This is a genomic window from Moraxella nasovis, assembly GCF_022701215.1.
In the GTDB taxonomy this organism is placed as follows: Bacteria; Pseudomonadota; Gammaproteobacteria; order Pseudomonadales; family Moraxellaceae; genus Moraxella; species Moraxella nasovis.
Window position 1 is genome coordinate 1,481,085 of sequence record NZ_CP089976.1, and the last position, 22,063, is coordinate 1,503,147.

The 22,063-nt window shown below is 42.2% G+C and carries 23 protein-coding genes and 1 pseudogene; 19 read left to right on the forward strand and 5 right to left on the reverse strand.

The window, feature by feature from the left end; all coding sequences use genetic code 11:
- The first annotated feature begins 63 nt into the window (after window positions 1-63).
- The 16 genes and pseudogenes from LU293_RS07200 (at window position 64) to LU293_RS07270 (ending at window position 13,593) form a co-directional block, all read left to right on the forward strand.
- A complete protein-coding gene (locus LU293_RS07200) occupies window positions 64-927 on the forward strand; it encodes an MBL fold metallo-hydrolase (RefSeq protein WP_242746824.1) in 864 nt (287 codons plus the stop codon).
- A 39-nt stretch (window positions 928-966) separates the two neighbouring features.
- Window positions 967-1,230: a YgaP family membrane protein gene (locus tag LU293_RS07205; protein ID WP_242746827.1), complete on the forward strand. Its 264-nt coding sequence runs from the start codon at window positions 967-969 to the stop codon at window positions 1,228-1,230.
- Window positions 1,231-1,401: 171 nt separating this feature from the next.
- On the forward strand, window positions 1,402-2,037 hold the full coding sequence (locus tag LU293_RS07210) for a phosphoribosylanthranilate isomerase (protein ID WP_242746830.1): 636 nt from the start codon (window positions 1,402-1,404) through the stop codon (window positions 2,035-2,037).
- 358 nt (window positions 2,038-2,395) lie between these two features.
- On the forward strand, window positions 2,396-3,145 hold the full coding sequence (locus LU293_RS07215; RefSeq protein ID WP_242746832.1) for an SDR family NAD(P)-dependent oxidoreductase: 750 nt from the start codon (window positions 2,396-2,398) through the stop codon (window positions 3,143-3,145).
- Between the two features lie 200 nt (window positions 3,146-3,345).
- Complete coding sequence (gene trpB / locus LU293_RS07220) at window positions 3,346-4,569, forward strand: tryptophan synthase subunit beta (RefSeq protein WP_242746835.1); 1,224 nt, start codon at window positions 3,346-3,348, stop codon at window positions 4,567-4,569.
- Between the two features lie 13 nt (window positions 4,570-4,582).
- Entirely contained in the window at window positions 4,583-5,065 is a 483-nt protein-coding gene (locus LU293_RS09840; protein ID WP_256462103.1) for a DNA-methyltransferase, read from the forward strand.
- Window positions 5,062-5,368 (forward strand): annotated as a pseudogene (locus LU293_RS09930) (DNA-methyltransferase). The gene LU293_RS09840 and the pseudogene LU293_RS09930 overlap by 4 nt, the downstream one beginning before the upstream one ends.
- A complete protein-coding gene (locus tag LU293_RS07230) occupies window positions 5,307-5,669 on the forward strand; it encodes a hypothetical protein (RefSeq protein WP_242749803.1) in 363 nt (120 codons plus the stop codon). Before LU293_RS09930 ends, LU293_RS07230 begins: the two are co-directional and overlap by 62 nt.
- 76 nt (window positions 5,670-5,745) lie before the next feature.
- Window positions 5,746-6,111, forward strand: a complete 366-nt coding sequence (locus tag LU293_RS07235) for a TdeIII family type II restriction endonuclease (RefSeq protein WP_375540364.1) — start codon at window positions 5,746-5,748, stop codon at window positions 6,109-6,111.
- Window positions 6,089-6,484, forward strand: a complete 396-nt coding sequence (locus tag LU293_RS07240) for a HinfI family type II restriction enzyme (RefSeq protein ID WP_242746842.1) — start codon at window positions 6,089-6,091, stop codon at window positions 6,482-6,484. The genes LU293_RS07235 and LU293_RS07240 overlap by 23 nt, the downstream gene beginning before the upstream one ends.
- Window positions 6,481-7,293, forward strand: coding sequence for a tryptophan synthase subunit alpha (gene trpA, locus LU293_RS07245; protein WP_242746845.1), 813 nt, complete (start codon window positions 6,481-6,483; stop codon window positions 7,291-7,293). Before LU293_RS07240 ends, trpA begins: the two co-directional genes overlap by 4 nt.
- Window positions 7,294-7,322: 29 nt before the next feature.
- Window positions 7,323-9,086: a gamma-glutamyltransferase gene (ggt, locus tag LU293_RS07250; protein ID WP_242746848.1), complete on the forward strand. Its 1,764-nt coding sequence runs from the start codon at window positions 7,323-7,325 to the stop codon at window positions 9,084-9,086.
- A 177-nt stretch (window positions 9,087-9,263) separates the two neighbouring features.
- Window positions 9,264-10,169 (forward strand): acetyl-CoA carboxylase, carboxyltransferase subunit beta, encoded by a 906-nt coding sequence (gene accD / locus LU293_RS07255; RefSeq protein ID WP_242746851.1) that lies wholly within the window; start codon window positions 9,264-9,266, stop codon window positions 10,167-10,169.
- 142 nt (window positions 10,170-10,311) lie between these two features.
- Window positions 10,312-11,643, forward strand: coding sequence for a bifunctional folylpolyglutamate synthase/dihydrofolate synthase (locus LU293_RS07260; RefSeq protein WP_242746853.1), 1,332 nt, complete (start codon window positions 10,312-10,314; stop codon window positions 11,641-11,643).
- A 149-nt stretch (window positions 11,644-11,792) separates the two neighbouring features.
- A complete protein-coding gene (locus LU293_RS07265; protein ID WP_242746856.1) occupies window positions 11,793-12,947 on the forward strand; it encodes a LysM peptidoglycan-binding domain-containing protein in 1,155 nt (384 codons plus the stop codon).
- Between the two features lie 124 nt (window positions 12,948-13,071).
- Complete coding sequence (locus tag LU293_RS07270; RefSeq protein ID WP_242746859.1) at window positions 13,072-13,593, forward strand: DUF2726 domain-containing protein; 522 nt, start codon at window positions 13,072-13,074, stop codon at window positions 13,591-13,593.
- A gap of 80 nt (window positions 13,594-13,673) precedes the next feature.
- Here LU293_RS07270 and LU293_RS07275 read toward each other — a convergent pair whose 3' ends face one another.
- From LU293_RS07275 to ribA, 3 genes are all read right to left on the reverse strand, one after another.
- Window positions 13,674-14,117 carry a c-type cytochrome gene (locus LU293_RS07275; protein WP_242746862.1) on the reverse strand — a complete coding sequence of 148 codons (444 nt, stop codon included), beginning with the start codon at window positions 14,115-14,117 and terminating at the stop codon, window positions 13,674-13,676.
- A gap of 77 nt (window positions 14,118-14,194) precedes the next feature.
- Entirely contained in the window at window positions 14,195-15,175 is a 981-nt protein-coding gene (hemF, locus tag LU293_RS07280; RefSeq protein WP_242746865.1) for an oxygen-dependent coproporphyrinogen oxidase, read from the reverse strand.
- Entirely contained in the window at window positions 15,172-15,783 is a 612-nt protein-coding gene (ribA, locus tag LU293_RS07285; protein WP_242749718.1) for a GTP cyclohydrolase II, read from the reverse strand. Before ribA ends, hemF begins: the two co-directional genes overlap by 4 nt.
- Before the next feature lie 243 nt (window positions 15,784-16,026).
- Here ribA and LU293_RS07290 point away from each other — a divergent pair, with 243 nt between their 5' ends.
- The 3 genes from LU293_RS07290 (at window position 16,027) to LU293_RS09845 (ending at window position 19,509) form a co-directional block, all read left to right on the forward strand.
- Window positions 16,027-18,126, forward strand: coding sequence for a 1-deoxy-D-xylulose-5-phosphate synthase (locus LU293_RS07290; RefSeq protein ID WP_242746868.1), 2,100 nt, complete (start codon window positions 16,027-16,029; stop codon window positions 18,124-18,126).
- A 93-nt stretch (window positions 18,127-18,219) separates the two neighbouring features.
- Window positions 18,220-19,050, forward strand: coding sequence for an inositol monophosphatase family protein (locus tag LU293_RS07295; RefSeq protein WP_242746870.1), 831 nt, complete (start codon window positions 18,220-18,222; stop codon window positions 19,048-19,050).
- A gap of 324 nt (window positions 19,051-19,374) precedes the next feature.
- Window positions 19,375-19,509 (forward strand): hypothetical protein, encoded by a 135-nt coding sequence (locus LU293_RS09845; RefSeq protein ID WP_256462104.1) that lies wholly within the window; start codon window positions 19,375-19,377, stop codon window positions 19,507-19,509.
- Window positions 19,510-19,547: 38 nt separating this feature from the next.
- On the opposite strand, the gene LU293_RS07300 is transcribed toward LU293_RS09845, so the two are convergent.
- Together LU293_RS07300 and LU293_RS07305 are read right to left on the reverse strand one after the other, a co-directional pair.
- Window positions 19,548-20,960 (reverse strand): WS/DGAT/MGAT family O-acyltransferase, encoded by a 1,413-nt coding sequence (locus LU293_RS07300; RefSeq protein WP_242746872.1) that lies wholly within the window; start codon window positions 20,958-20,960, stop codon window positions 19,548-19,550.
- A 60-nt stretch (window positions 20,961-21,020) separates the two neighbouring features.
- A complete protein-coding gene (locus LU293_RS07305; protein ID WP_242746874.1) occupies window positions 21,021-21,827 on the reverse strand; it encodes a thiazole synthase in 807 nt (268 codons plus the stop codon).
- Window positions 21,828-22,063: the final 236 nt, after the last annotated feature.

The window sequence follows — 22,063 nt, forward strand, 5'->3', positions numbered from 1 at the left end:
TTTTATTGAAAGACTGCTTTAAAGAAAATATAATACAATAAACCAAGCTAACACCTTATAACTATGAATATTCATTCTTTTTTAGACCTAAATACCGAGACTTTCACCCATATTTTGGTCAGTGAAGCAGATGGCGTGTGTGCAGTCATTGACCCTGTGCTTGATTTTGACCAAAAGTCAGGCGAGTTTAGCCAGCTTGGTGCTGATCGTATCATAAGCTTTATCCGTGATCATCAATTAACCTTAAAATACATCATTGAAACGCACGCTCATGCTGATCATCTGTCGTCAGCACCTTATATTAAGCAGCAGTTAGGCGGACAGATTGTCATCGGTCAAAAGATTGACGAAGTACAAAAAACTTTCAAGACGGTGTTTAATCTAAGTGATTTAGCTACAGATGGCAGTCAGTTTGATATACTCACTGACGAAGGTACGACGCTTATGCTTGGGCGTATCACCATCACCGCCATGCATGTACCTGGACATACGCCAGCAGATATGGCATACCAAGCTGATGATGGAGAAAGGCTTGTGGTGTTTGTGGGGGATACGATTTTTGCGCCAGATGTAGGGACGGCTCGTTGTGACTTTCCGAATGGTAGTGCCAAAAATCTGTATCACTCAATTGAGCGAATACTTGCACTGCCTGATGAGACACAGCTGTATTTGTGCCACGATTATCCACCAAAAGGGAGAGATTACACACCAAAAACCACAGTCGGCGAACAAAAACGCCATAATATTCATGTTAAAAATGGTATTAGTCAAGACGATTTTGTCAAAATGCGTAATGCACGAGATAAGACGCTTGCTGTGCCACGCTTAATTTTGCCGTCTGTGCAGGTAAATATTAATGCAGGCGAGTTACCACAGCCAGAAGATAATGGCGTGCGATATCTAAAGCTCCCATTGCACCCATTGTGATGGTTTGCTATGCTTAATATGTATGTCAATTAGGAGAATATGATGAAAACCAACCAAAGTAAAACCGAACGCCTTATCCGTATTGTTACAGGGATTAGCCTATTAAGAAGTGCTAACCGTTTTTCCAAGCTTGGTCTTGTGCCACTATTGACAGGCATTATGGGTTATTGCCCTGCCAAATCGTTATGGAGTGGCTGCACTAATAAGTGTGACAAATCTAAAGATTGTGCAGATAGCCAGATAGATAAAGCGTGTTCAAACAAAAACAAAAAAGACAACGCTAATATAAAAGATGATGAATAATAAAAAAATTATTTATCAAGTTTTTAAAAAACCTTTAACGTTTTGTTAAGGGTTTTTTATGGTATTTTGGGAATAATTTTTAGGGATAAAAACCCATCAAATTTAACAATTCCACTAAGTGCTTGATAAAAATTATGCTAACATAACAATATCTTGCCATAAGGAGGGTCTATGACCGCTGTCAAATTTTGTGGGTTCACCCACGCTGATGATTTACAAATTGCCGTATCGCTTGGCGTGGATGCTGTCGGTTTAGTGTTTTATCCGTCAAGTCCACGCTATGTAACGTCCAAGCAGGCAAGCGAGCTTGTCAAAGACATACCCGCCTTTACCACGATTGTGGCACTGGTGGTGAACATGAGCGAGCAAGAGCTTGTGTCTTTGGCTCATCAAGTGAGTTTTGATATCGTGCAGTTTCATGGTGATGAAACCCCATCGCTTTGTCAGGCATTGGCAAACACAATCCACAAACGTTGGATAAAAGCACTTCGCATTAAAGACACTGACACAAGCGAGACGATTTTAAAACAAATCCAAACACTCAAAGACTATGGAGCGTCTGGTGTGCTGCTGGATGCTTATCAGGCGGATAAATTTGGCGGTACAGGCGAGCGGTTTGATTGGGATAAAATCCCCAAAAATTCACCTTTGCCCATTATTTTAGCAGGGGGATTGACGGCAGATAACGTGGGGCAAGCAACTAAAAACGTTGGTGTTTATGGCGTTGATGTAAGTGGCGGCATTGAGTGGCAAAAGGGGCGAAAGTGTCGGGAAAAAATGGCTAAGTTTTTACAAAACATACGTTAAATTATATCTTTACTATGAGTACTAACTAAGACTTAATAACAAAACTAAATTAACAAAGTCCGCCATATCACTTATAAACAAATCATTGATGGATTTTTAATGAGTGATTGGTTTATTAAAAAAAAGATTGTGATGGCTTTTGCAATATTTTATGTAACATAAGAGTGTTTATTTAAAGGTAGATTGATAAAGCTAACTTTATGATACGACACCAATCAATAGGCGTGCCAAGGTATTGATATAGTCAGAAAGTTTTATTTTAAAATAAAATAGCTGTTAAGCCTTGCAATTTTAACAAAAACCTTTATACTGTGATACTATTGTACTAGTATATTGAAACAAAAAAAAGGGAAACCAAATGAACATCTTCATCACAGGCGTAACATCAGGTTTTGGCAAACAAATCGCCATTGACTGTATCAAAAATGGTCATGCTGTCATTGGCACAGGTAGACGGTTGGATAAATTAACGGCATTAAAAAACGAGCTGGGCGAGCGTTTTATACCACTTGCCTTTGACATTGGCAATCTAGATGAATTAAACACCGCCTTGGCAGGTTTGGACAAAGCCATTTTGCACAATATTGATGTTTTGGTGAATAACGCAGGGCTGGCTTTGGGGTTAGAGCCTGCCCACCAAACGGATATGAACGACTGGCAGACGATGATTAACACCAACACACTTGGGCTTGCCCAAATGACCCACGCTATTTTACCATTTATGGTTGCCAAAGACGATGGGCTGATTATCAATGTGTCATCTACTGCGGGCAATTATCCGTATTTTGGGGCGAATGTCTATGGGGCAACTAAGGCGTTTGTTACGCAGTTTAGTTTAAATTTGCGAGCTGATTTGGTCGGTAAAAATGTGCGAGTAACCAACCTTGAACCAGGTCTTTGCGGTGGCACAGAGTTTAGCAATGTGCGATTTCATGGTGATGATAACAAGGCAAAACAGGTATACGAAAATGTGGCATTTATCACCCCAAAAGACATTAGCAATATGGTATTATGGCTAATTTCCCAACCAAAACACATCAATATCAACCGCTTAGAAGTGATGCCAACCATGCAGACCTTTGCAGGCTTAACGGTGTTTAAGGGTTAAAAATAATGACAAGTTAAAGTTGGTGATAAGCTTGTTAAAAATTTTCACAAGTTTTTGATAGCACCCAACCTAAAATATAAAAATACCGCATTTGGCAGACAGCTTATAAGTGTGATGCATTAAATCAAATGATTAGGCGTAATGACGCCCCTGCGATAAACATATAAACATTTAAAACCATTGATTTATAGAGAAATTTTATGAATATCCAAAACCCCAAACAAGTCAGCGACTATACCCAATTCCCCACAAAAGACGGACATTTTGGCATTCATGGCGGACGCTTTGTGTCTGAGACTTTGATGAAAGCCTTAGAAGAGCTTGAAGAGATTTATACGACCGCTAAGGCTGACCCTGCTTTTTGGGAAGAGTTTTTGGCGGATTTGACCGATTATGTTGGCAGACCGACACCGCTTTATTTTGCCAAAAGGTTAAGCGAAGAGGCAGGCGGTGCAAAAATCTATCTTAAACGAGAAGATTTAAACCACACAGGGGCTCACAAGGTCAATAACACCATCGGTCAAGCCTTGCTTGCCAAAAAGGTCGGCAAAAAGCGTATCATCGCTGAGACAGGAGCAGGTCAGCATGGTGTGGCGACAGCAACCATCGCAGCACGACTTGGGCTTGAATGCGTGGTGTATATGGGGGCGGACGATGTAGAACGCCAAAAAATGAACGTCTATCGTATGCGACTTTTGGGGGCAAAAGTGGTGGCGGTAACAGGCGGTACTCGCACGCTCAAAGATGCGATGAACGAAGCCATGCGAGATTGGGTTGCCAATGTGGACGACACTTATTATATCATCGGCACGGTGGCAGGTCCGCACCCTTATCCGCTACTTGTCAGAGATTTTCAGGCGATTATTGGGCGTGAAGCCAAAGCCCAGCACCTTGACAAAGAAGGCAGATTGCCCGATGCGTGCGTGGCGTGCGTGGGTGGTGGTAGTAACGCCATTGGGCTGTTTTATGAGTTCTTAAATGACGATGTTAAGCTTTATGGTGTGGAAGCAGATGGCTTGGGTATTGACACTACACAGCACGCCGCCCCCTTACAAACAGGGCGTGTGGGTGTGTTGCACGGCAATCGCACTTACTTAATGGCGGACGATGATGGACAGATTTTGGGGACGCATTCGGTATCGGCAGGGCTAGATTATCCAGGGGTTGGTCCAGAGCATAGCTTTTTAAAGGACATGGGACGTGTGCAGTATGTCGGTGCTACCGATGATGAAGCTTTGCACGCTTTTGGACTACTAACCAAAACCGAAGGGATTATTCCTGCCTTAGAGAGCAGTCATGCCATTGCCTATGCGGTCAAACTTGCCAAAACCATGTCAAAAGAGCAATCTATTATTGTCAACCTATCAGGGCGTGGCGATAAGGATTTGCATACGGTGATGAGTGTTGATAAGATTGAAATATAAGAGTTGATGAAATATGCAAACAGTTAATATACAAGATATTACCAACACTATTCTACAAGGTGATTGTATTGAAATATTAAAGACAATACCAAGTGAAAGTGTAGATTTAATCTTTGCTGACCCCCCTTATTTTATGCAAACTGAAGGTGAATTATTAAGAACAAATGGTGAAAAATTTTCAGGCGTAGAAGATGAGTGGGATAAATTCAATGATTTCCAAGAATATGATAAATTTTGTACGCTATGGCTTGCAAAAATGCAGAAGAGTGCTAAAAAAAAACGGGTTCTATTTGGGTTATTGGCTCATTTTAAAAATATATACCGAATAGGTTACATTATGCAAAATTTAGATTTTTGGATTTTAAATGATGTCGTTTGGAATAAGTCAAACCCAGTACCAAACTTTGGTGGAACAAGATTTTGCAATGCTCACGAAACCTTGCTTTGGTGTTCCAAAGGTAAAAAAATAAATTTACCTTTAATTATAAAACAATGAAGTTTTTGAATAATGATAAACAAGAACGAAGTGTTTGGGAATTGCCATTATGCACAGGAAACGAAAGAATCAAAGATAAAGATGGCAATAAAGTTCACTCAACACAAAAACCTGAAAAATTATTGTACAAAATAATTTTATCAACTACTAAGCCCAATGATATTGTTTTAGACCTTTTTTGGTACAGGAACAACAGGGGCTGTTGCTAAGAGATTGGGGCGTAATTATATTGGAATAGAGCGTGAAAACAAATATATTCATGTCGCTAAAAAAAAGATTGAAAGAGATAAAATCAATGCCTAATGAGATTGAGCTTTTATCGTTGGAAGTAAAACCCCCAAAACTCCCAATGCAAAAGCTGGTAGAGAGCCAATTTCTTAATATAGGTCAAATCTTATTTGACAAAAATAAAAATCCTATATGTAAAGTTTTAGGAAATGGCAATGTATCAGATGACGAAGAAACTTTATCGATACACAAAATGAGTGCCAAATATTTAAACAAATCTAACCATAATGGCTGGGATTATTTTTACTTATTTGACAACAATGAGTTTATTAGCTTAGATAGTTTAAGGTATGAGTTTTCTAAAATTAAGGTGTAATATTTATGAATGATTCAATTTCAACGCTAATCAGGCGGTATCAAATATTTTAAAAAATAGCAGTAGTGATAAAAAAATTAGAGAATTACTAAAAACACACGATGTAAAAATTCATTTTGTGCCAAAAAATTATAGAATTTTTGGCGGTATTTTACAAAGCATGAATATTCAATTCGGTAATTTTTTAGAAGAGTTTATGACTCTTTTCATTAAGTCCGATGGTAGATACGAGGTTTTAGAAAAATATAGTGGCAAAAAGAGCAATAGCTTTTCACTCTCAACCGAAAACGATAGAAGAATTGATAAATTTATCAGCGATTGTCAATACGGTAATGTTAACCTTAATAAAGATTTTATGAAGCTTTTAGATGAAATTATTAAAGATAACGATATAAATATTTCAAAAATAAAGCATGATATTGATATTTTATTTAAAAAATAAAGAAACTGGTATTATTTATTACTTGGAAGTTGAATATAATGACGACCATGAGACAGGAAAATTTGTAGATATAAATCGCAAATTTATAAAAACCTATGCGTATTTGATTAGAGAGTTTCCACAATCACAGATTAAGCCAATATTATTTTTCTTCAACAACAAAAAGATGAAAGGAAATATCTATGTTCCCGAAAATACTAATATTAGACGTGGAAAATCATTTTTTGATGAGTTTTTGAATGTAAAATATGAAGATGTCGATGCTTACATGAGAAACCTTTCTGAAAGTCCTGAAAATATTCAGGCATTTGACGACCTGTATAAGAAAATCATGTCAATAGATGTCCGATGCATAGAAGAGAGTAAAATATGACCCGTATTGAACAAACCTTTATCACCCTAAAACAGCAAAACAAAAAAGCTCTAATCCCCTACATTATGGCGGGCGATCCAAATCCTAGCGTTACCGTGGATTTAATGCATAAGCTTGTCGCCCATGGAGCAGACATCATAGAAGTTGGCTTGCCTTTTTCTGATCCGATGGCGGACGGTCAAGTTATCGCCACTGCAGGTGAGCGAGCGTTAGCGGGTGGTACAAGCACACGCCAAGCGATTGAGATGGTAAAGCAATTTCGCCAAACTGACCAAAATACACCTGTGCTGGTCATGGGCTATCTTAATCCCATTGAAATTATCGGCTATGAGAATTTTGCCAACCTGTGCAGTGAGGCGGGGGTGGACGGCATTTTGATGGTGGACTTGCCACCAAATGAGGCAGACGATTTCCCTAAAAAACTGCAACATTACACCCCTTGCCCCATGAACCAAATCTTTTTGCTGTCGCCAACCACCGCCTTTGACCGCCGTCAAAGCGTGATTGACAATGCCAGCGGGTTTATCTATTATGTCTCAGTCAAAGGTGTTACAGGCTCAAACGCCTTAGATACCGATGATGTCAGCACGCATCTTAAAGCCATTAAAGCTAACACTGACATCCCTGTATGCGTAGGCTTTGGTATTCGTGATGGGGTAAGTGCAAAAGCTTTATCCGCTGTGGCGGACGGTGTGATTGTCGGCAGTGAGCTGGTCAGACATTTTGGCGATGACAGCATAGATACCAAAACAGCCATTGACAATATTTTGGCAAAAATGGATGAATTAAGACGAGCGATTGATGGGTAACATCAACGATTAATATTTAAGGAAGAATGATGAAGATATCGCTATTAACTTTAAGTTTGGCAACTTTATTAGCAGGCTGTACTCATCTAAGCACGACCACACCCCAAAAGCAGACCAAATCCGACGTGCCACAAAAAGCCGATATCGCTCCAGAGCAAGGCACAGGATTGACCAAACAAGAGCTTGTGCGTGCCAAAGAGTTTATGGTCGCATCTGCCAACCCTTTAGCTACCCAAGCAGGTTATGAGATTTTGCAACAAGGCGGTAGTGCCATTGATGCGATGATAGCAGTGCAGACGACGCTTGGGCTAACTGAGCCACAGTCATCAGGACTTGGCGGTGGGGCACTTGTGGTGTACTGGGATAATACTGCTAAAAAATTGACCACATTTGATGCCAGAGAGACTGCACCAAAAGCCATTTCACCGACGGTGTTTTTGGATAAAGACGGTAAACCCCTACAATTTATGGACGCTGTTGTCGGTGGTGGATCGGTCGGCGTGCCTGCCATTCCTAAGCTGTTTGAGGTGTTGCATGAGCGTTACGGCGTGCTGCCTTGGCGTTCTTTATTTGATAAGCCTACCAAGCTTGCCAAAGACGGTTTTTTGGTGTCAAATCGCTTGGCACAGTCAATAGAGCAAAACAAAAAATACCTTGCCAAACATGAAGTGACAAGCAACTACTTTATGCCAAACGGTAAGCCCTTGCAAGCGGGTGCATTGCTTAAAAATGCTGACTATGCCAACACGCTACAAATCTTAGCCAAACAAGGGTCAAAACCTTTTTATGACGGCATGCTTGCTCAAAATATCGTCAAAATAGTCAATCATGCTCCAAATGCAGGGTCAATTGCGATGAGTGATTTTAATCACTACAAAGTCATCGAGCGCACCCCCGTTTGCCAAGAATATCGCAAATATCAAGTGTGTGGCATGGGAGCTCCTAGTTCAGGGGGTATCGCCCTTGGGCAAATTTTAGGCATACTTAACCATTATCCTGCCAAGCCATCACCAAGCCCCAATTTTTGGCGTTGGGTGGGGAATGCATCTGCTTTGGCATTTGCTGACCGTGGCAAATACGTTGCTGATGCTGATTTTGTTAATGTGCCTACCCATGCACTGTTAAATGACAATTACCTAAAATCTCGTGCCAAACTCATTCAAGACAGCAATAAGGCACTAACGGATGTTAAAGCAGGTGATTTAGCCGATTATGCTACAGATACATCTATGGAACTGCCATCCACCACGCACATTGTGATTGTGGATAAAGCAGGTAATGTGCTTTCTATGACCAGCTCCATTGAAAACGCCTTTGGCTCAACGCTTATGGCAAATGGCTATTTATTAAATAACGAGCTAACCGATTTTGCCTTTGAACCCACCAAAGATGGCAAGCCTGTGGCAAATGCGGTGCAAGGCAACAAACGCCCACGCTCATCTATGGCACCGACCATCGTACTAAAAGATGGCGAACCTTATATGGCGGTCGGCTCACCAGGGGGTAGTCGTATTATTGGCTATGTTGCCAAAACCTTGGTTGCTCATTTAGATTTTGGTATGGATATTCAAAGTGCCATCAGTTACCCAAATATTTTAAATCGTGGCTCAACCTATGAATTAGAACAAAATAGCGACATTACAAAGCTTGAACCGACACTTAAAGATATGGGTTATAAGGTACAAGTGCGTGATTTAAACTCAGGTGTACAAGCCATTTTGCTAGATAAGCAAAATGGGGAGCTGCTTGGTGGTGCTGACCCACGCCGTGAAGGTAAGGTGATGGGCAGATGATGAATGGTGATTTAAATCGGTTGCACTTTCATCAAATCTTGTGTTTAATATCGTCTTCATAAGTTGGCAGGCAGCAAGCATGATAAGTGAATGCTTGTTTTGCTTGCATAAAAAAGTTGCTATTTTTTGTTTACGAATGTAAACTATAATAATTTAAGTATCTTTAGGATAATTTTTATGACAAGCCCGAATCCCCAAGCGGACACAGCAGAACATAAGAGTGCTATTTGGCTAAATCGACCTGTGCCGAGTGTCAAGCAAGACCGAGTGGTAACACCATCTGCGGTGGAGACCGAGCCATCAACCGAATGCCCAAACTGCCATTCTTTGACCACAAATACATCGCTCATCTTTAATCAATACGTCTGCCCAGACTGCGACCATCATCTGACTATGTCGGCAAGAAATCGCTTAGAATGGTTTTTTGACTCAGTCACAAAAGAGCTTGGGCAAGAGTTTCAAACGGGCAACCCCTTAAAGTTTACCGATAGCAAGCCTTACCCAGAACGTATGACACAGGCTCAAGCTGCCACAGGTGAGAGTGAAGCTTTAGTTGCGATGCAAGGCGTAATCAATGATTTACAGCTTATCGCTTGTGCCTTTGACTTTAAATTCATGGGTGGGTCTATGGGTTCTGTGGTGGGTGATCGTTTCGTGCAGGCAGCTGAGATAGCCTTAGCCGAGCGTAAGCCGTTTGTTTGCTTTGCTGCCAGTGGGGGTGCTAGAATGCAAGAAGGTCTGTTATCGCTTATGCAGATGGCTCGCACATCAGCAGCTATTGAGCGGTTGCGTTTAGCAGGCGTGCCTTATGTGGTGGTATTGACCAATCCTGTCTATGGTGGGGTTACAGCAAGTCTTGCCATGCTAGGCGATGTGCATATCAGTGAGCCACGTGCTATGATTGGCTTTGCAGGTAAGCGTGTGATTGAACAGACGGTGCGTGAAGTCTTAGATGAGCCATTCCAGCGTGCAGAATTTTTACTTGAAAAAGGCACAGTAGATATGGTAACGCACCGCCATGAGTTAAAGCAAACTGTGCATCGTATTTTATTAAAGCTACTAAATATCACAAAAGTCGCCTAATTGGATTTAATACGTGTCATGGTATTATTAGCTGACAAGCTAAATAAAACCATTCATCTTAAAGGTTTGATGAATGGTTTTTGTCTTTTAAATCTGTGTTAAAATCAAGTACAATACGATAAATTCATTAAAATCAATTATTATGACAACTACGAGAACTTTAAGCCAGTGGCTTGACTACATGGCAAGCATTCATGTTTCTGCCATTGACATGGGACTTCAAAGAGTACTGCCCGTTGCCAAGCACTTAGGTATTTTAAAAGAAAATCTAGACCCAAAACCGTATATTTTTACAGTAGCAGGCACAAATGGCAAGGGATCAACGACTGCCACCATCGCCCAAATTTGTCAGGCAGCGGAACTAAAAACAGCGTTATATCAGTCGCCGCATTTGGTGTCATTTACCGAGCGTGTGAAGATTAATGGCGTGGAAGTGGACGAAGATACGCTGACTTGCGCCTTTGAGAAAGTGGAGCAAGCCAGAATACAGTGCGGTTTATCCTTATCGTTCTTTGAAATGACAACTTTGGCAAGCTTTGTGATTTTTAAGCAGGCAAATTGCGATGTGTGGGTGCTTGAGATTGGGCTTGGTGGGCGGCTTGATGTCGTTAATATCATCGATCCTGATGTAGCGGTGATTACAAATATCGGTATCGATCATACAGATTGGCTTGGTAGTGATATCCAAAACATCGCAGAAGAAAAAGCTGGTATTATCCGTCATGGCATCCCTGTGGTGATTGGTGCAGATGTGCCAAGTCGCGTGCATGACATCGCCATGCAAAATGCCGCCACCGTATATCAGCTTGGGCAAGATTATGATTATCATCATGATGGATTAAGTGATGTTTGGCAATATGCTTGTGGCAGTAGAACGCTTAATTTACCCATGCCCAAGCTGTCGGTACAAAATGCCGCTACAGCCATCAGTAGTGTCTTGGTAAGCAATCTAGCCATTAATGAGAAGCACATCGCCCAAGCGATGAGACAGGTGCAGTTGGCAGGGCGGTTTGATAGACGTATGATTAAAAATCGCCAATGGCTGTTTGATGTTGCACATAATGAACACGGCATGACATTTTTTTTATCGCAATTTATCCCTTATTGGCGAGATTATCAGCACACCCACCCAGACGCACGCTTACACATCATTTTTTCTATGCTTGGCGATAAAGACGTGGCTAAGGTGTTAGATTTAATGCAAGCTCATATCCATGGTGGTGATTTTAGGGTGGATACTTGGCATACTGCTGCTATCTTGCACAATCGAGCGATGCCTTTACAAAATGTACTAAAGCTGATGGATACGCATTTGACAGATGCTAATATCGTTTCGTACGCAACGTTATCTGATGCAGCGACAGGCGTTATTCAGGCGACTTGTGAGCAGGATTTGATTTTATGTTTTGGGTCGTTTCATACAATTGGCGAGACGTTAATGGCATTGCTTGATATTCGATTTAATGAAAATTAAGAGTGCGTGCTACGCCTAAATTTATGTCTTTGTGTTACAATATTAAGACACAATATTGATTGACGTGTTTTTATAAAAACGCTAGATTTATCGGTCGTACTGCCAGTAGGTAGCTTAATGACAACTGACAAACTAAAAAACGGTGAGATATGATTTCAAAGCAAGTGGTACTTGGGTTGGTTTTGATTGTAGGCGGTGGGGTGTTGGCATTCGCTCTTTCCCAAGAAGGCGACCACGTGCCAAATAAAGATGTGCCTGCCGTTAAGACAGAGCAGACAATCGTCCGTCCTGTGGTAGAGCCTTTGACCGCTGATGCTGAGACCGAGAAGCGAGTTCTAGCAGAGCGTCAAAAGCAGCGTGAAAAACGTGAAGCCCTTATTGAACTAGAAACGAACGCATTGCTAAGTGAACAAGAGCGTGCGCGTGTTGAGGCTTTGGCAAAGGCGAAAGCTGAAACAAATGGCGGCGTGTCAGTCAAATCTAAGGAAATCAGTGTCCAAAGTGCCGAAAAAAGTGAGGTAATCGCAGCCCCTACTGTGCAAACTCGCCCTGAAGTACTGGCAGCAGCAGTGCGTGAAAGTCAGCGTGCTCGTGAACAACAAAAAGCAGAGGCCCAAGCCCAAGCTAAAAAAGATGAGGCAAAAAAAGCTGAAACAAAGCAATCTGAGCCTAAAAAAACCGAACCTAAAAAGCAAGATAATCTAGCATCAGATACTAACAAATCAGCCAAGAAAGATGCTCAAAAAACCAAAGCAGAACAAAACTCTAAGCCAGTTCAAGGTAAAAAATATGAAGTAGCTGACGGTGATAACCTAACTCGGATAGCCCGTCAGTATGGCATTTCTGTCACCGCTTTGGCAGAAGCGAATAATATGCGTCCATCTGATGCCTTGTGGTTAGGTCGCACCATCGTTATTCCAAGTGCATCTCAAGTGAATAAATTGGAAGAAAAGGCAGCAAAACGCAGAGTTCAAGCGAATAAAGATAAACCGATACAAAATAAACCAAAGCCTGAAAAAAACACCGATAAAGCAGATAAAGCCCAAGATAAAAATAAAACTAAAAGCACAGCGATTTATAGCGTGCAAGTGGCTTTATCGCCTGATAAACAAAAAATTGATGACGTGGTGCGTGAGTATCGTGCAGCAGGCTATAAAGTTAGCACCAGCCAGACGAGTCGCGGCATTCGTGTTTTAGTTGATTCTAAAGACTCTTATGATGATGCCAATGCTTTACGCTCTAAAATCGCTGCCGATGATCGCGTCAAGTCAGAAGGGGCTTTTGTCAAAAAAATGGAAAAATAGCAAGCTTACCTATATTTAATCAAAAATGGTGCTATAATACCGCACCATTTTGGTGGTGGAACGCAGACATTGGGCTGCGTTTATTTTTTAAGTTTATGATGTATTAAAAAAGAATTGAGATGTGATGAGTGATGATGTTTGGTTGATTGGCATAGCCGTGATGGCGTTTATTTTGTGCTTATTGTGGCTGAGAAAAAAAACACGCCCCAAACAAGAGCATGTCAAAGGCGATGATTTGCCGATTTGGCCATTTGAACCTATGCCTGTGATGACCGATAGCGAAGTGCTGTTTTTTAAAAAGCTACAAATCGCCTTGCCCGAATTTTTAATTTTTAGTCAGGTGCAGTTATCACGCATCATAGAGCCGAGCGAAGAAGCTGGTAGCGATCGACAGTTTTGGTTTAACAGAGTATGCCGTCAGAGTGTGGATTTTGTGCTTGTGCGTGCTGATTGCCAAACGGTGCTTGCTGCCATCGAGCTTGATGACTGGACGCATGACAGCGTTGTCCGCCAAAAACAAGACGCCAAAAAAGACAAGGCGTTATCCAGTGCAGGCATTCCGATTATTCGCTTTCATGCTTCAGCCATGCCTACAGCTGAGATGATTCGTCATGATGTCATCGAAGTGGTGCGACGATTTGGTTAGTGGCTGAATGTTAGTTTAGTTTTTTTTAGCAGATACAATAAAGCCAAGCAAAAAGCTTGGCTTTATTTGCTGATGGCGTATCAGTCTTTTTTATAGACCTTGTGGCATGAGCCGCAAGCTTCTTTTAGCTCGCCATAGGCAGCTTCAACATCAGCGGCTGATGTGGCGGTTTTAGCGACCTTAGACAGCTGAGTTGCTGCAGCGTCAAACTCGGTTGCCTTTTGGTTAAAGCCTGCTGCATCTGTCCATACTGCATCTAAAGAGTCGCCGCCTTTATCAGCTTCATGATGAAAATGCGACCATGTCGTGGCTGTGCTATTTTTGATGAGGTCTGCTTGTTCGCTAAAAGCAGCATTATCAAAACTGTCGGGGTTTTCAATCATGCCTTTCATGATGTCGCCTGAAGCACGCCAGTCTTGCATGGCGTCTTGGCGTGCCTTAACAGCGGCAGGTTCGTTCGTGCTACTACATGCAGCCAAAGATAATATAGCGATGCTTAAAAGTGTGATGGGTAGTGTTTTCACAGCCTGTCGTCCTTTGGTTAAGATAAAGCAAGTACTATATCATAAAGAGTATGATTAGCTCAATTGTCTTTACATTTTTAAGCACAGGTGGTGTCTGGATTTAGATTTAGCCAGTCTCTTGGCTTTAAATAAAAGTCTGTCAGTTCAAACTCAGGCGTGCCAACTTTTGGCTCATAGCGATAAGCCCAGCTTGCCAAAGGCGGCATACTGACTAAAATAGATTCTGTACGCCCATTAGACTGTAGACCAAACAGCGTGCCACGATCGTAGACGAGATTGTATTCGACATAGCGACCCCGACGATACAGCTGAAACTCACGTTCATGCTGAGTGTAGGGCTTATTTTTGCGAGCTTCAATGATAGGTAAAATGCCATCTAAGTAGCCTTGTCCAACCGCCTGCATGAATTTAAAGCAAGTATCAAAATCCCAACCTGTGCTACTGGTATTGACATCATCATAAAACAGACCGCCGACACCACGAGTCTCAGATCTGTGCTTTAGATAAAAGTAGTCATCGCACCATGTTTTGTATTTTAGGTAAACATCTTTGCCAAAGGGTGCACAAAGATCATGAGCGACCGTATGCCAGTGTACCACATCTGACAGCACAGGGTAAATCGGTGTTAAATCAAACCCACCACCAAACCACCAAATCGGCTCACTACCATCATTTGGCGTGGCAACAAATAGCCGAACATTGGCATGGCTTGTGGGAACGTGTGGGTTTTTTGGGTGGATAACAAGCGACACCCCCATAGCTTCAGCTGTCGCCCCCACAAGCTGGGGGTGGCGAAGTGTCGCTGAAGCGGGCATATGCTGAATGTGAATGTGGCTAAACATAACGCCACCTTTTTCTATCACTTTACCATCTGATAACACTCGAGAAATGCCGCCACCGCCTTCTTCTCTTGTCCAGACGTCGCTGATAAATGTAGCATCGCTACCGCCGTCTATGCCACAAGCTTGTTCTTGGGATTGTAAGGCGGTGCAGATACGCTCTTGTAAATCTACTAAAAATTGGCGAACTGTTTCAAGCTGTATTGCTGTATTATTCATGATGTTGGTGTCCATTGTTTATCTATCAGATGACCCATTTTAACGCTTTTGGTATCAAGGTAGCCTTGGTTATGCTTATTGACGCCCACCACTAAGGGAATGCGTTCTATGATGTCAATGCCATATTCTGATAACTCTTTGATTTTATTTGGGTTATTTGTCATCAGGGCGATTTTGGTTACACCGACAGAATCTAGCATTTCTTTACACATCTCATAAGTGCGAGCATCAGCAGGCAACCCAAGTAATAGATTAGCTTCTAGGGTGTCATGCCCTTGATCTTGTAGGGCGTAGGCTCGGATTTTATTGGTCAGTCCGATACCACGACCTTCTTGGCGTAAATATAAAATCGCCCCGCAGCCATGAGCTTGCACTGCTCGCATGGCGGCATTTAGCTGTGGACCACAGTCGCATTTTAGCGAACTAAAAGCATCGCCTGTTAGGCACTCTGAGTGGATTCTCACGATGGGGATTATGCTGTCATCATTTGTGGGTAGTCCAACAGTCAGCATAAGATGCTCTTGACCTTCGGCATTTTCAAAGACGTGAATCTCAAATTCGCCATGAGCGGTTGGCAATTTGGCTTTACTGATGAATTGGTACAAAATAAACCTCAGATGTTGTTTATTATTTTGGTGTTGTTGGGTGTTATTAGGCAGAAGAATTGCAAATAAAATAGGGTTTTTCTAGCAAAAAAACCGCCTATCTTGTAAAATAGTCGCAAGATTGTGCCAAAAATGCTATTATGCCACACTATTTTATCCAATAAAAAAGTTTTGTGTTATTTGTTTAAATAATTTTCTTTTTTTTATTGGCTGTTATTTTATTTTTTTTTGGAAAAATTAGCCCGTATGCCAGCTTCCAATACACCCATAAAATCCTATACATCAAAAGTGTTTAAGCAGATGATAACCACACGTCCGCTTACGCCGATTTTGGATAAAGTGGATTCTCCTGCTGATTTAAAATCATTATCAGTGGATGAGCTGTGTGTGCTAGCTGATGAGCTTCGAGCGTTTTTATTGTATTCTACAGGTGTAAGTGGCGGGCATTTTGGGGCAAATTTAGGCGTGGTTGAGTTGACCATCGCCTTACATACTGTTTTAAATACGCCATATGATCAGCTGGTGTGGGATGTGGGACATCAAGCCTATGCTCACAAGGTGCTAACAGGTCGCAAAGATGCTCTAACCAGTATCAGATCTAAGCTTGGCTTAACAGCATTTCCTGAGCGTCATGAGAGTATTTATGATGCTTTTGGCGTGGGGCATTCTTCTACATCTATCTCAGCTGCACTTGGTATGAGTTTGGCGGCTCGCTTGGCGGGTGAGAGTCGCCGAGTGGTTGCTGTGATTGGCGATGGAGCTATGACTGGCGGTATGGCGTTTGAGGCGATGAATGACGCTGTGCAGCAAAATGCTGACCTTACTGTCGTCCTAAACGATAATGATATGTCAATCTCTCAGGCGATTGGTGGATTTTCTAGGCATCTTGCCAAGCTTTGGCAACGTGGACTTGCAGTAGATATTGACAAAAATGGCAATATCATCATGGCAAAACGTCAAATCAGCACAGACGATCGCCGAGTTCGCCATTATCTACACATGGCAAATGACGCTTTTGGCGATATTTCTGGTAAATTGCCTAGTAAAATTAGCGAACGATTATCTGATGCCATTGGCGGTATTTTGGGTAAAAATACACCTGCCACGCCGCTACCTGATAAAATCGCCGAGAAAATCGCTGATAGGCTATGTGCAGATAACTTATTTCGTGCGATTGGCTTTACATACCTTGGTCCGTTTGATGGACATGATTTGCCAAAGCTTATGCAAGTGTTTGAGCGAGCTCAAAGCTTGTCAGGTGCGGTGCTGATTCATGTACATACCATTAAGGGCAAGGGGTTTTTACCTGCTGAAGCTGACCCTATTGGCTATCACGCCATTGGCAAATTGCCGAAATCCACGCCTACGCCTAGTGTCCAAAAACCTGCCAAAAAATATTCTGATGTGTTTGGTGAGTGGCTGATAGATACCGCTAAAGCTGATGAGAAATTGGTTGCAATCACACCTGCGATGGCAGAAGGGTCTGGTATGGTGAATTTTGCCAAAGTATTCCCTAAGCGGTTTTTTGATGTGGCGATTGCTGAACAGCACGCTGTAACGCTTGCAGCTGGTATGGCAACCAATCATAAAATTAAGCCTGTAGTGGCGATTTACTCTACATTTTTACAGCGTGGCTATGATCAGCTGATTCACGATGTGGCGTTACAGTCGCTTGATGTAACCTTTGCCATTGATCGAGCGGGGCTTGTGGGTGAAGATGGGGCGACGCATGCTGGTGTATTTGACCTTGCATTCATGCGATGTGTGCCGAACATGATTATTGCTGCTCCATCTGATGAGCATGAATGTTATCATTTACTGTCTGCTTGCTATGCTCACCAAGGTGCTGCTGCTGTAAGATATCCACGTGGTGCAGGCATCGGCAGGCAGATTCATCAGCACACTGATGAGTTATTTAAGATAGGTGTATCAAAGCTGATATGGCAGACTGACACATGGCAACTAGCCTCCAAAAAGCTTGCTGTGCTTGTGTTTGGCACCCGTCTGCATGATGCACTTGCCGCCGCCAAACAATTACAATCATCACAGCTTGGCTTATGTGTGATTGATATGCGGTGGGTTAAGCCCTTAGATAGTTATATGCTAGATCGACTGCTTGCTGATGGTGTCACGCATATAGCTACCGTAGAAGAGCATCAGATCGCAGGGGGAGCAGGCTCAGCGGTTAATGAATATTTATTACAAAGACGGGCGAGCGTGTGCATTAAGAATATCGGTATTCATGATGAATTTATTGCACATGCAAGCCACGCAGAACAGCTGTCGGCTTGTAAGCTGGACGAAGACGGTATTTATCAGCATCTGTCTAGTTTTACCAGCCAGTAGCTTATTTTGAATACATGACAACTGTCTTATGCGGGCAGTTATACTATTTAAACTATTTAACTTTAACTTAACCCAACCAAATGAAGGTGAACTATGGAACCTATGGTAGTAATCGCATCACAAGTGGCTCGTAAAGTCGGGCACGAAATCCTAAGAGCTCACGAGAACCGTCATCGCATTGATCTGGCGGTAGAATCAAAGGGGTTAGATGGTCTTGTTACTAAAGTCGATCGTTATGCTGAAGAGCTGGCTATTTCTTTATTAAAAGAAAGCTACCCAAATCATTCTTATCTTGGCGAAGAATTCGGTCTGCAAGAGGGTAAGGGTTATGATGCAGAATGGTGCTGGGTGATTGATCCGCTTGATGGCACTAAGAATTTTGTGCATGGGTTGCCGCATTTTTGTGTGTCTATTGCCGCCCAAAAAAACGGCGTAACCGAGCATGGTGTCATCTACGATCCTGTGCGTGATGAGATATTTTGTGCCAGTCGTGGACGTGGTGCGACACTAAACCAGCGTCGCATTACGGTGTCAGATCGCACAACCATTAATGGCGGTCTATTCACCACAGGGCATCCATACGAAAAAATGGTAAATGGTGTGCATACAAGCTTTGCTCGTCAGCATTTTGCAAGCCTTCAGGCGGTTTGTGAGCAGGGCGGTCAAGTACGTCGCTTGGGTAGTGCAGCGTTAGATTTGTGCCATGTGGCAGCAGGTCGCTTAGATGGTTATTTTGAGATGTCGCTTAAGCCGTGGGATGTGGCGGCAGGCGAGCTTATTGTAACTGAAGCTCGTGGTGTGGTTGTCGATCATCGTGGTGCACCAAATGCGATGGCGACAGGTTCTGTGTTTGCTTGTAATGTCAAGCTATTAAAGCCGCTTATGCAGCTTGTGATACCGACATGGGAAAACGCCTTAGGTTAAACCGCTGGCTATATTTGATTGATAATACATAAAAATCCGCTCCTATGTGAGCGGTTTTTTTATGCGATGGCTTATTTGTCAATCGTCATGATAAAGTGATGAAGTTTGTTGGTGTGCTTATTATTTAGCTGTATTTTGCATCATAAACGCTAAAGATGGTTTGGTGTGTTTTCTCCTTAAAACATCAAATAAGAAACATCTGTTTACACTTTATTGGGAAAAATCCCAAAAATTTCTTGTGAACGATTGTTAACTTGGTTAAACTTGACTACAAGTTAGGTAAGCGATAAGCGAACCCCACCAAGCCCATTTAAGGAGATTGCCATGACGAAGAAAACACACTTTGAGATGAATATATTATCCCAAGGACAAGAAAAACCAATCACAAGCGAGATGATCGCTAAAGTACTAGAAAAGCTTGCCAAAGCCCATCGTCTGTCTTTATCAAAAGTTGCCTAAATTAAAAGTTGCCTAAGTTGTGATGGTCAAATGATACATTAGTTGACCTGATTATGGTCTGATCTACTCATGGTTTGACTTAAATAGGCATTGTGAACCAAAGAGGTGAGTTCTTGTATCTCTGTTTCAATAAAGTCTAACAGACCATCAATATTTGGCAAGACAGAATGACAAGCTGTAATGCCAAAATCAATCCTATCTTGGAAGTTTGTAAACGTAATGTTTAGTGCTTGCCCATCAAATAACACAGAGGTAGGGTAGGCTTCTGTTAGCTTAGCCCCGTTTAGATATAGCGTTTCTTTAGGTCCTGGGACGTTTGAGATGATTAGGTTGAATGCCTGTTTTCTAGGGAAAAGCCCTGTGGCTAAGTTAATTCCTGCCCAGCCGTATGCCACCGCACTATAGTTGATGGTTTGGGCTTGACTCATGCGTGAAAAACGTGCTTTACCCAAGCCAATGCTGTCTTTGATGATTTGGAGTCTGTCTTTTGGGTTTGATTTGTGCGTGCCAAGGTTGGCTAATAAAAAAGAGATTTGATTGCCAACAGCACTATCGTCAGCACGCAAGCTTATCGGTACAAAGGCGATGAGTGGCTTTTTGGGTAAGGCGTTTTGGGATAATAAATACCGTCTTAATGCACCCGAACAGATTGCTAATATAATATCATTGGTTGTCACATCGCAGGCTTTGGCGATTTTGACGATACCATCTTTTGCAAAAGAGCGAACAAACAACTTGCGAGAGCCGTCAATGCGTTGATTAAGCATGGATTTTGGTGCATCAAAGGTGCTGATAAAGTAGGGGTTTTTGCGGTTTTTGGTGTCTTCTATAAGCTGTCTACATACAGGGACAATTGTGCCAAATTGCTCTTTGACAATCTGTAAAGCTGGCTTATGGATAGGTAAGATGGCATCAATTTGGTTGCGGTAGCGAGTGGATAGACACCAAAATGGTGTATCCGACACCTGCGTTGGCGAATTAGACAGCGACATGGTGAGTAGTCGCATGGCGGCAATACCATCTGCTAAAGCGTGATGAATTTTGATATAAATGCCAAATCTAGCAGGTAGTCCTTCTGCTAAAGGTGCAAGACCTTCAATGAAATGCATTTCCCACAGGGGCTTTGACTTATCTAGCTTGCGTTCATGTTCAGATGAGATGTAGTTCATCAGTTCAATTTCGCCACTTGGCTTAGGCAGGGCGACATGATAAAAGTGATGATCTATATCAAATTGATCATCTGTTTTCCAAAAGGCTAAGTGGCTAAGAACTTGGTTGAATGGAAATTTTGGCTGGCCGTTGCTTGATCGGATATGGTCAATGAGAGTGCTTATAAAATCATCACCTGCATTAGCTGGTAATTCAAAAATGCAAAGCCCTGCCACGTGCATAGGCTGTTTACGACTTTCAAGCAATAAAAAAAGAGCATCAATGACATTTAAAACACGCACAAAATTTCCTTAATATCGCCAATGAGATGGGAAGATGAATATATGATTTATACAACCGTATTACTGAAAAAAGTAGCCAGTTTGCGGTGAGCTTGCCACTGCCATTTTGCGTGTTGGCATTCGCCCTGCCAAGAATGCTTGACGACCTGCATGAATGGCGTTTTTCATGGCGTGTGCCATCAAGACAGGGTTTTGGGCATGGGCGATGGCGGAGTTCATCAGTACGCCATCACAGCCTAACTCCATGGCGATGGTAGCGTCAGACGCTGTGCCGACACCTGCATCTACCAAGATGGGTACGTTGGCATTCTCAATGATTAAGCTTAATGTGTGGCGATTTAATAAACCCAATCCTGAACCAATGAGACTGCCTAGGGGCATGACTGCCACACAGCCCATGTCTTCTAGCTCTTTGGCGATGATGGGGTCATCTGAGGTATAGACCATCACATCAAAGCCATCGTCAATCAGCACACGAGCAGCAATCAAGGTTTCGCTCACGTTGGGGTAGAGTGTTTTTTCATCGCCCAAAACTTCAAGCTTTACCAAATTATGCCCATCTAATAATTCTCGTGCCAGCTGACAGGTGCGTATGGCACTATCGGCATCAAAACACCCAGCGGTATTAGGCAAAATGGTGTACTGCTTGGGCGAGATGACATCTAATAAGTTAGGCTCGCCTTGATGTTGACCGATATTGGTACGGCGAATGGCGACAGTAACAATTTGACTGCCACTTGCTTTGATGGCTTCGCCTGTTTGGGAAAGATTTTGATATTTGCCTGTACCAACCAATAGGCGAGATGAAAAAGTGCGAGAACCTATGGTCAGCGTGTCATTTTGTAGGGGGTTGTCTGATGTGGTCATGTAATTGCCCTTGTTGGCATAATGGACAGTAGATTTGTGATAGTATAGCAAATTTTGTCATAAAATTTTACTAAAATTTAGGATTTGTGTGGTGAAATAAAAATAAACGACGTGCTAGATTGGTCTTAAATCTTGCGTCATTTTTCTCAATATGTCAAGCTGATTATAGGTAAGATGTAGTTAAAACGAATTTTTTGTCCTTAATTTTTTATCTTTAATAAAGATGAAAGTTTGTC

What these genes read in the sequence shown, in the direction of transcription:
- LU293_RS07265 (WP_242746856.1), top strand. Translation starts at nt 11,793, where the DNA reads ATGATTTCAAAGCAAGTGGTACTTGGGTTGGTTTTGATTGTAGGCGGT.
- LU293_RS07290 (WP_242746868.1), top strand. Translation starts at nt 16,027, where the DNA reads ATGCCAGCTTCCAATACACCCATAAAATCCTATACATCAAAAGTGTTT.
- LU293_RS09840 (WP_256462103.1), top strand. Translation starts at nt 4,583, where the DNA reads ATGCAAACAGTTAATATACAAGATATTACCAACACTATTCTACAAGGT.
- LU293_RS07215 (WP_242746832.1), top strand. Translation starts at nt 2,396, where the DNA reads ATGAACATCTTCATCACAGGCGTAACATCAGGTTTTGGCAAACAAATC.
- trpA (WP_242746845.1), top strand. Translation starts at nt 6,481, where the DNA reads ATGACCCGTATTGAACAAACCTTTATCACCCTAAAACAGCAAAACAAA.
- LU293_RS07205 (WP_242746827.1), top strand. Translation starts at nt 967, where the DNA reads ATGATGAAAACCAACCAAAGTAAAACCGAACGCCTTATCCGTATTGTT.
- LU293_RS07200 (WP_242746824.1), top strand. Translation starts at nt 64, where the DNA reads ATGAATATTCATTCTTTTTTAGACCTAAATACCGAGACTTTCACCCAT.
- LU293_RS07210 (WP_242746830.1), top strand. Translation starts at nt 1,402, where the DNA reads ATGACCGCTGTCAAATTTTGTGGGTTCACCCACGCTGATGATTTACAA.
- LU293_RS09845 (WP_256462104.1), top strand. Translation starts at nt 19,375, where the DNA reads ATGACGAAGAAAACACACTTTGAGATGAATATATTATCCCAAGGACAA.
- trpB (WP_242746835.1), top strand. Translation starts at nt 3,346, where the DNA reads ATGAATATCCAAAACCCCAAACAAGTCAGCGACTATACCCAATTCCCC.
- LU293_RS07295 (WP_242746870.1), top strand. Translation starts at nt 18,220, where the DNA reads ATGGAACCTATGGTAGTAATCGCATCACAAGTGGCTCGTAAAGTCGGG.
- hemF (WP_242746865.1), bottom strand. Translation starts at nt 15,175, where the DNA reads ATGAATAATACAGCAATACAGCTTGAAACAGTTCGCCAATTTTTAGTA.
- LU293_RS07270 (WP_242746859.1), top strand. Translation starts at nt 13,072, where the DNA reads ATGAGTGATGATGTTTGGTTGATTGGCATAGCCGTGATGGCGTTTATT.
- accD (WP_242746851.1), top strand. Translation starts at nt 9,264, where the DNA reads ATGACAAGCCCGAATCCCCAAGCGGACACAGCAGAACATAAGAGTGCT.
- ggt (WP_242746848.1), top strand. Translation starts at nt 7,323, where the DNA reads ATGAAGATATCGCTATTAACTTTAAGTTTGGCAACTTTATTAGCAGGC.
- LU293_RS07260 (WP_242746853.1), top strand. Translation starts at nt 10,312, where the DNA reads ATGACAACTACGAGAACTTTAAGCCAGTGGCTTGACTACATGGCAAGC.
- LU293_RS07305 (WP_242746874.1), bottom strand. Translation starts at nt 21,827, where the DNA reads ATGACCACATCAGACAACCCCCTACAAAATGACACGCTGACCATAGGT.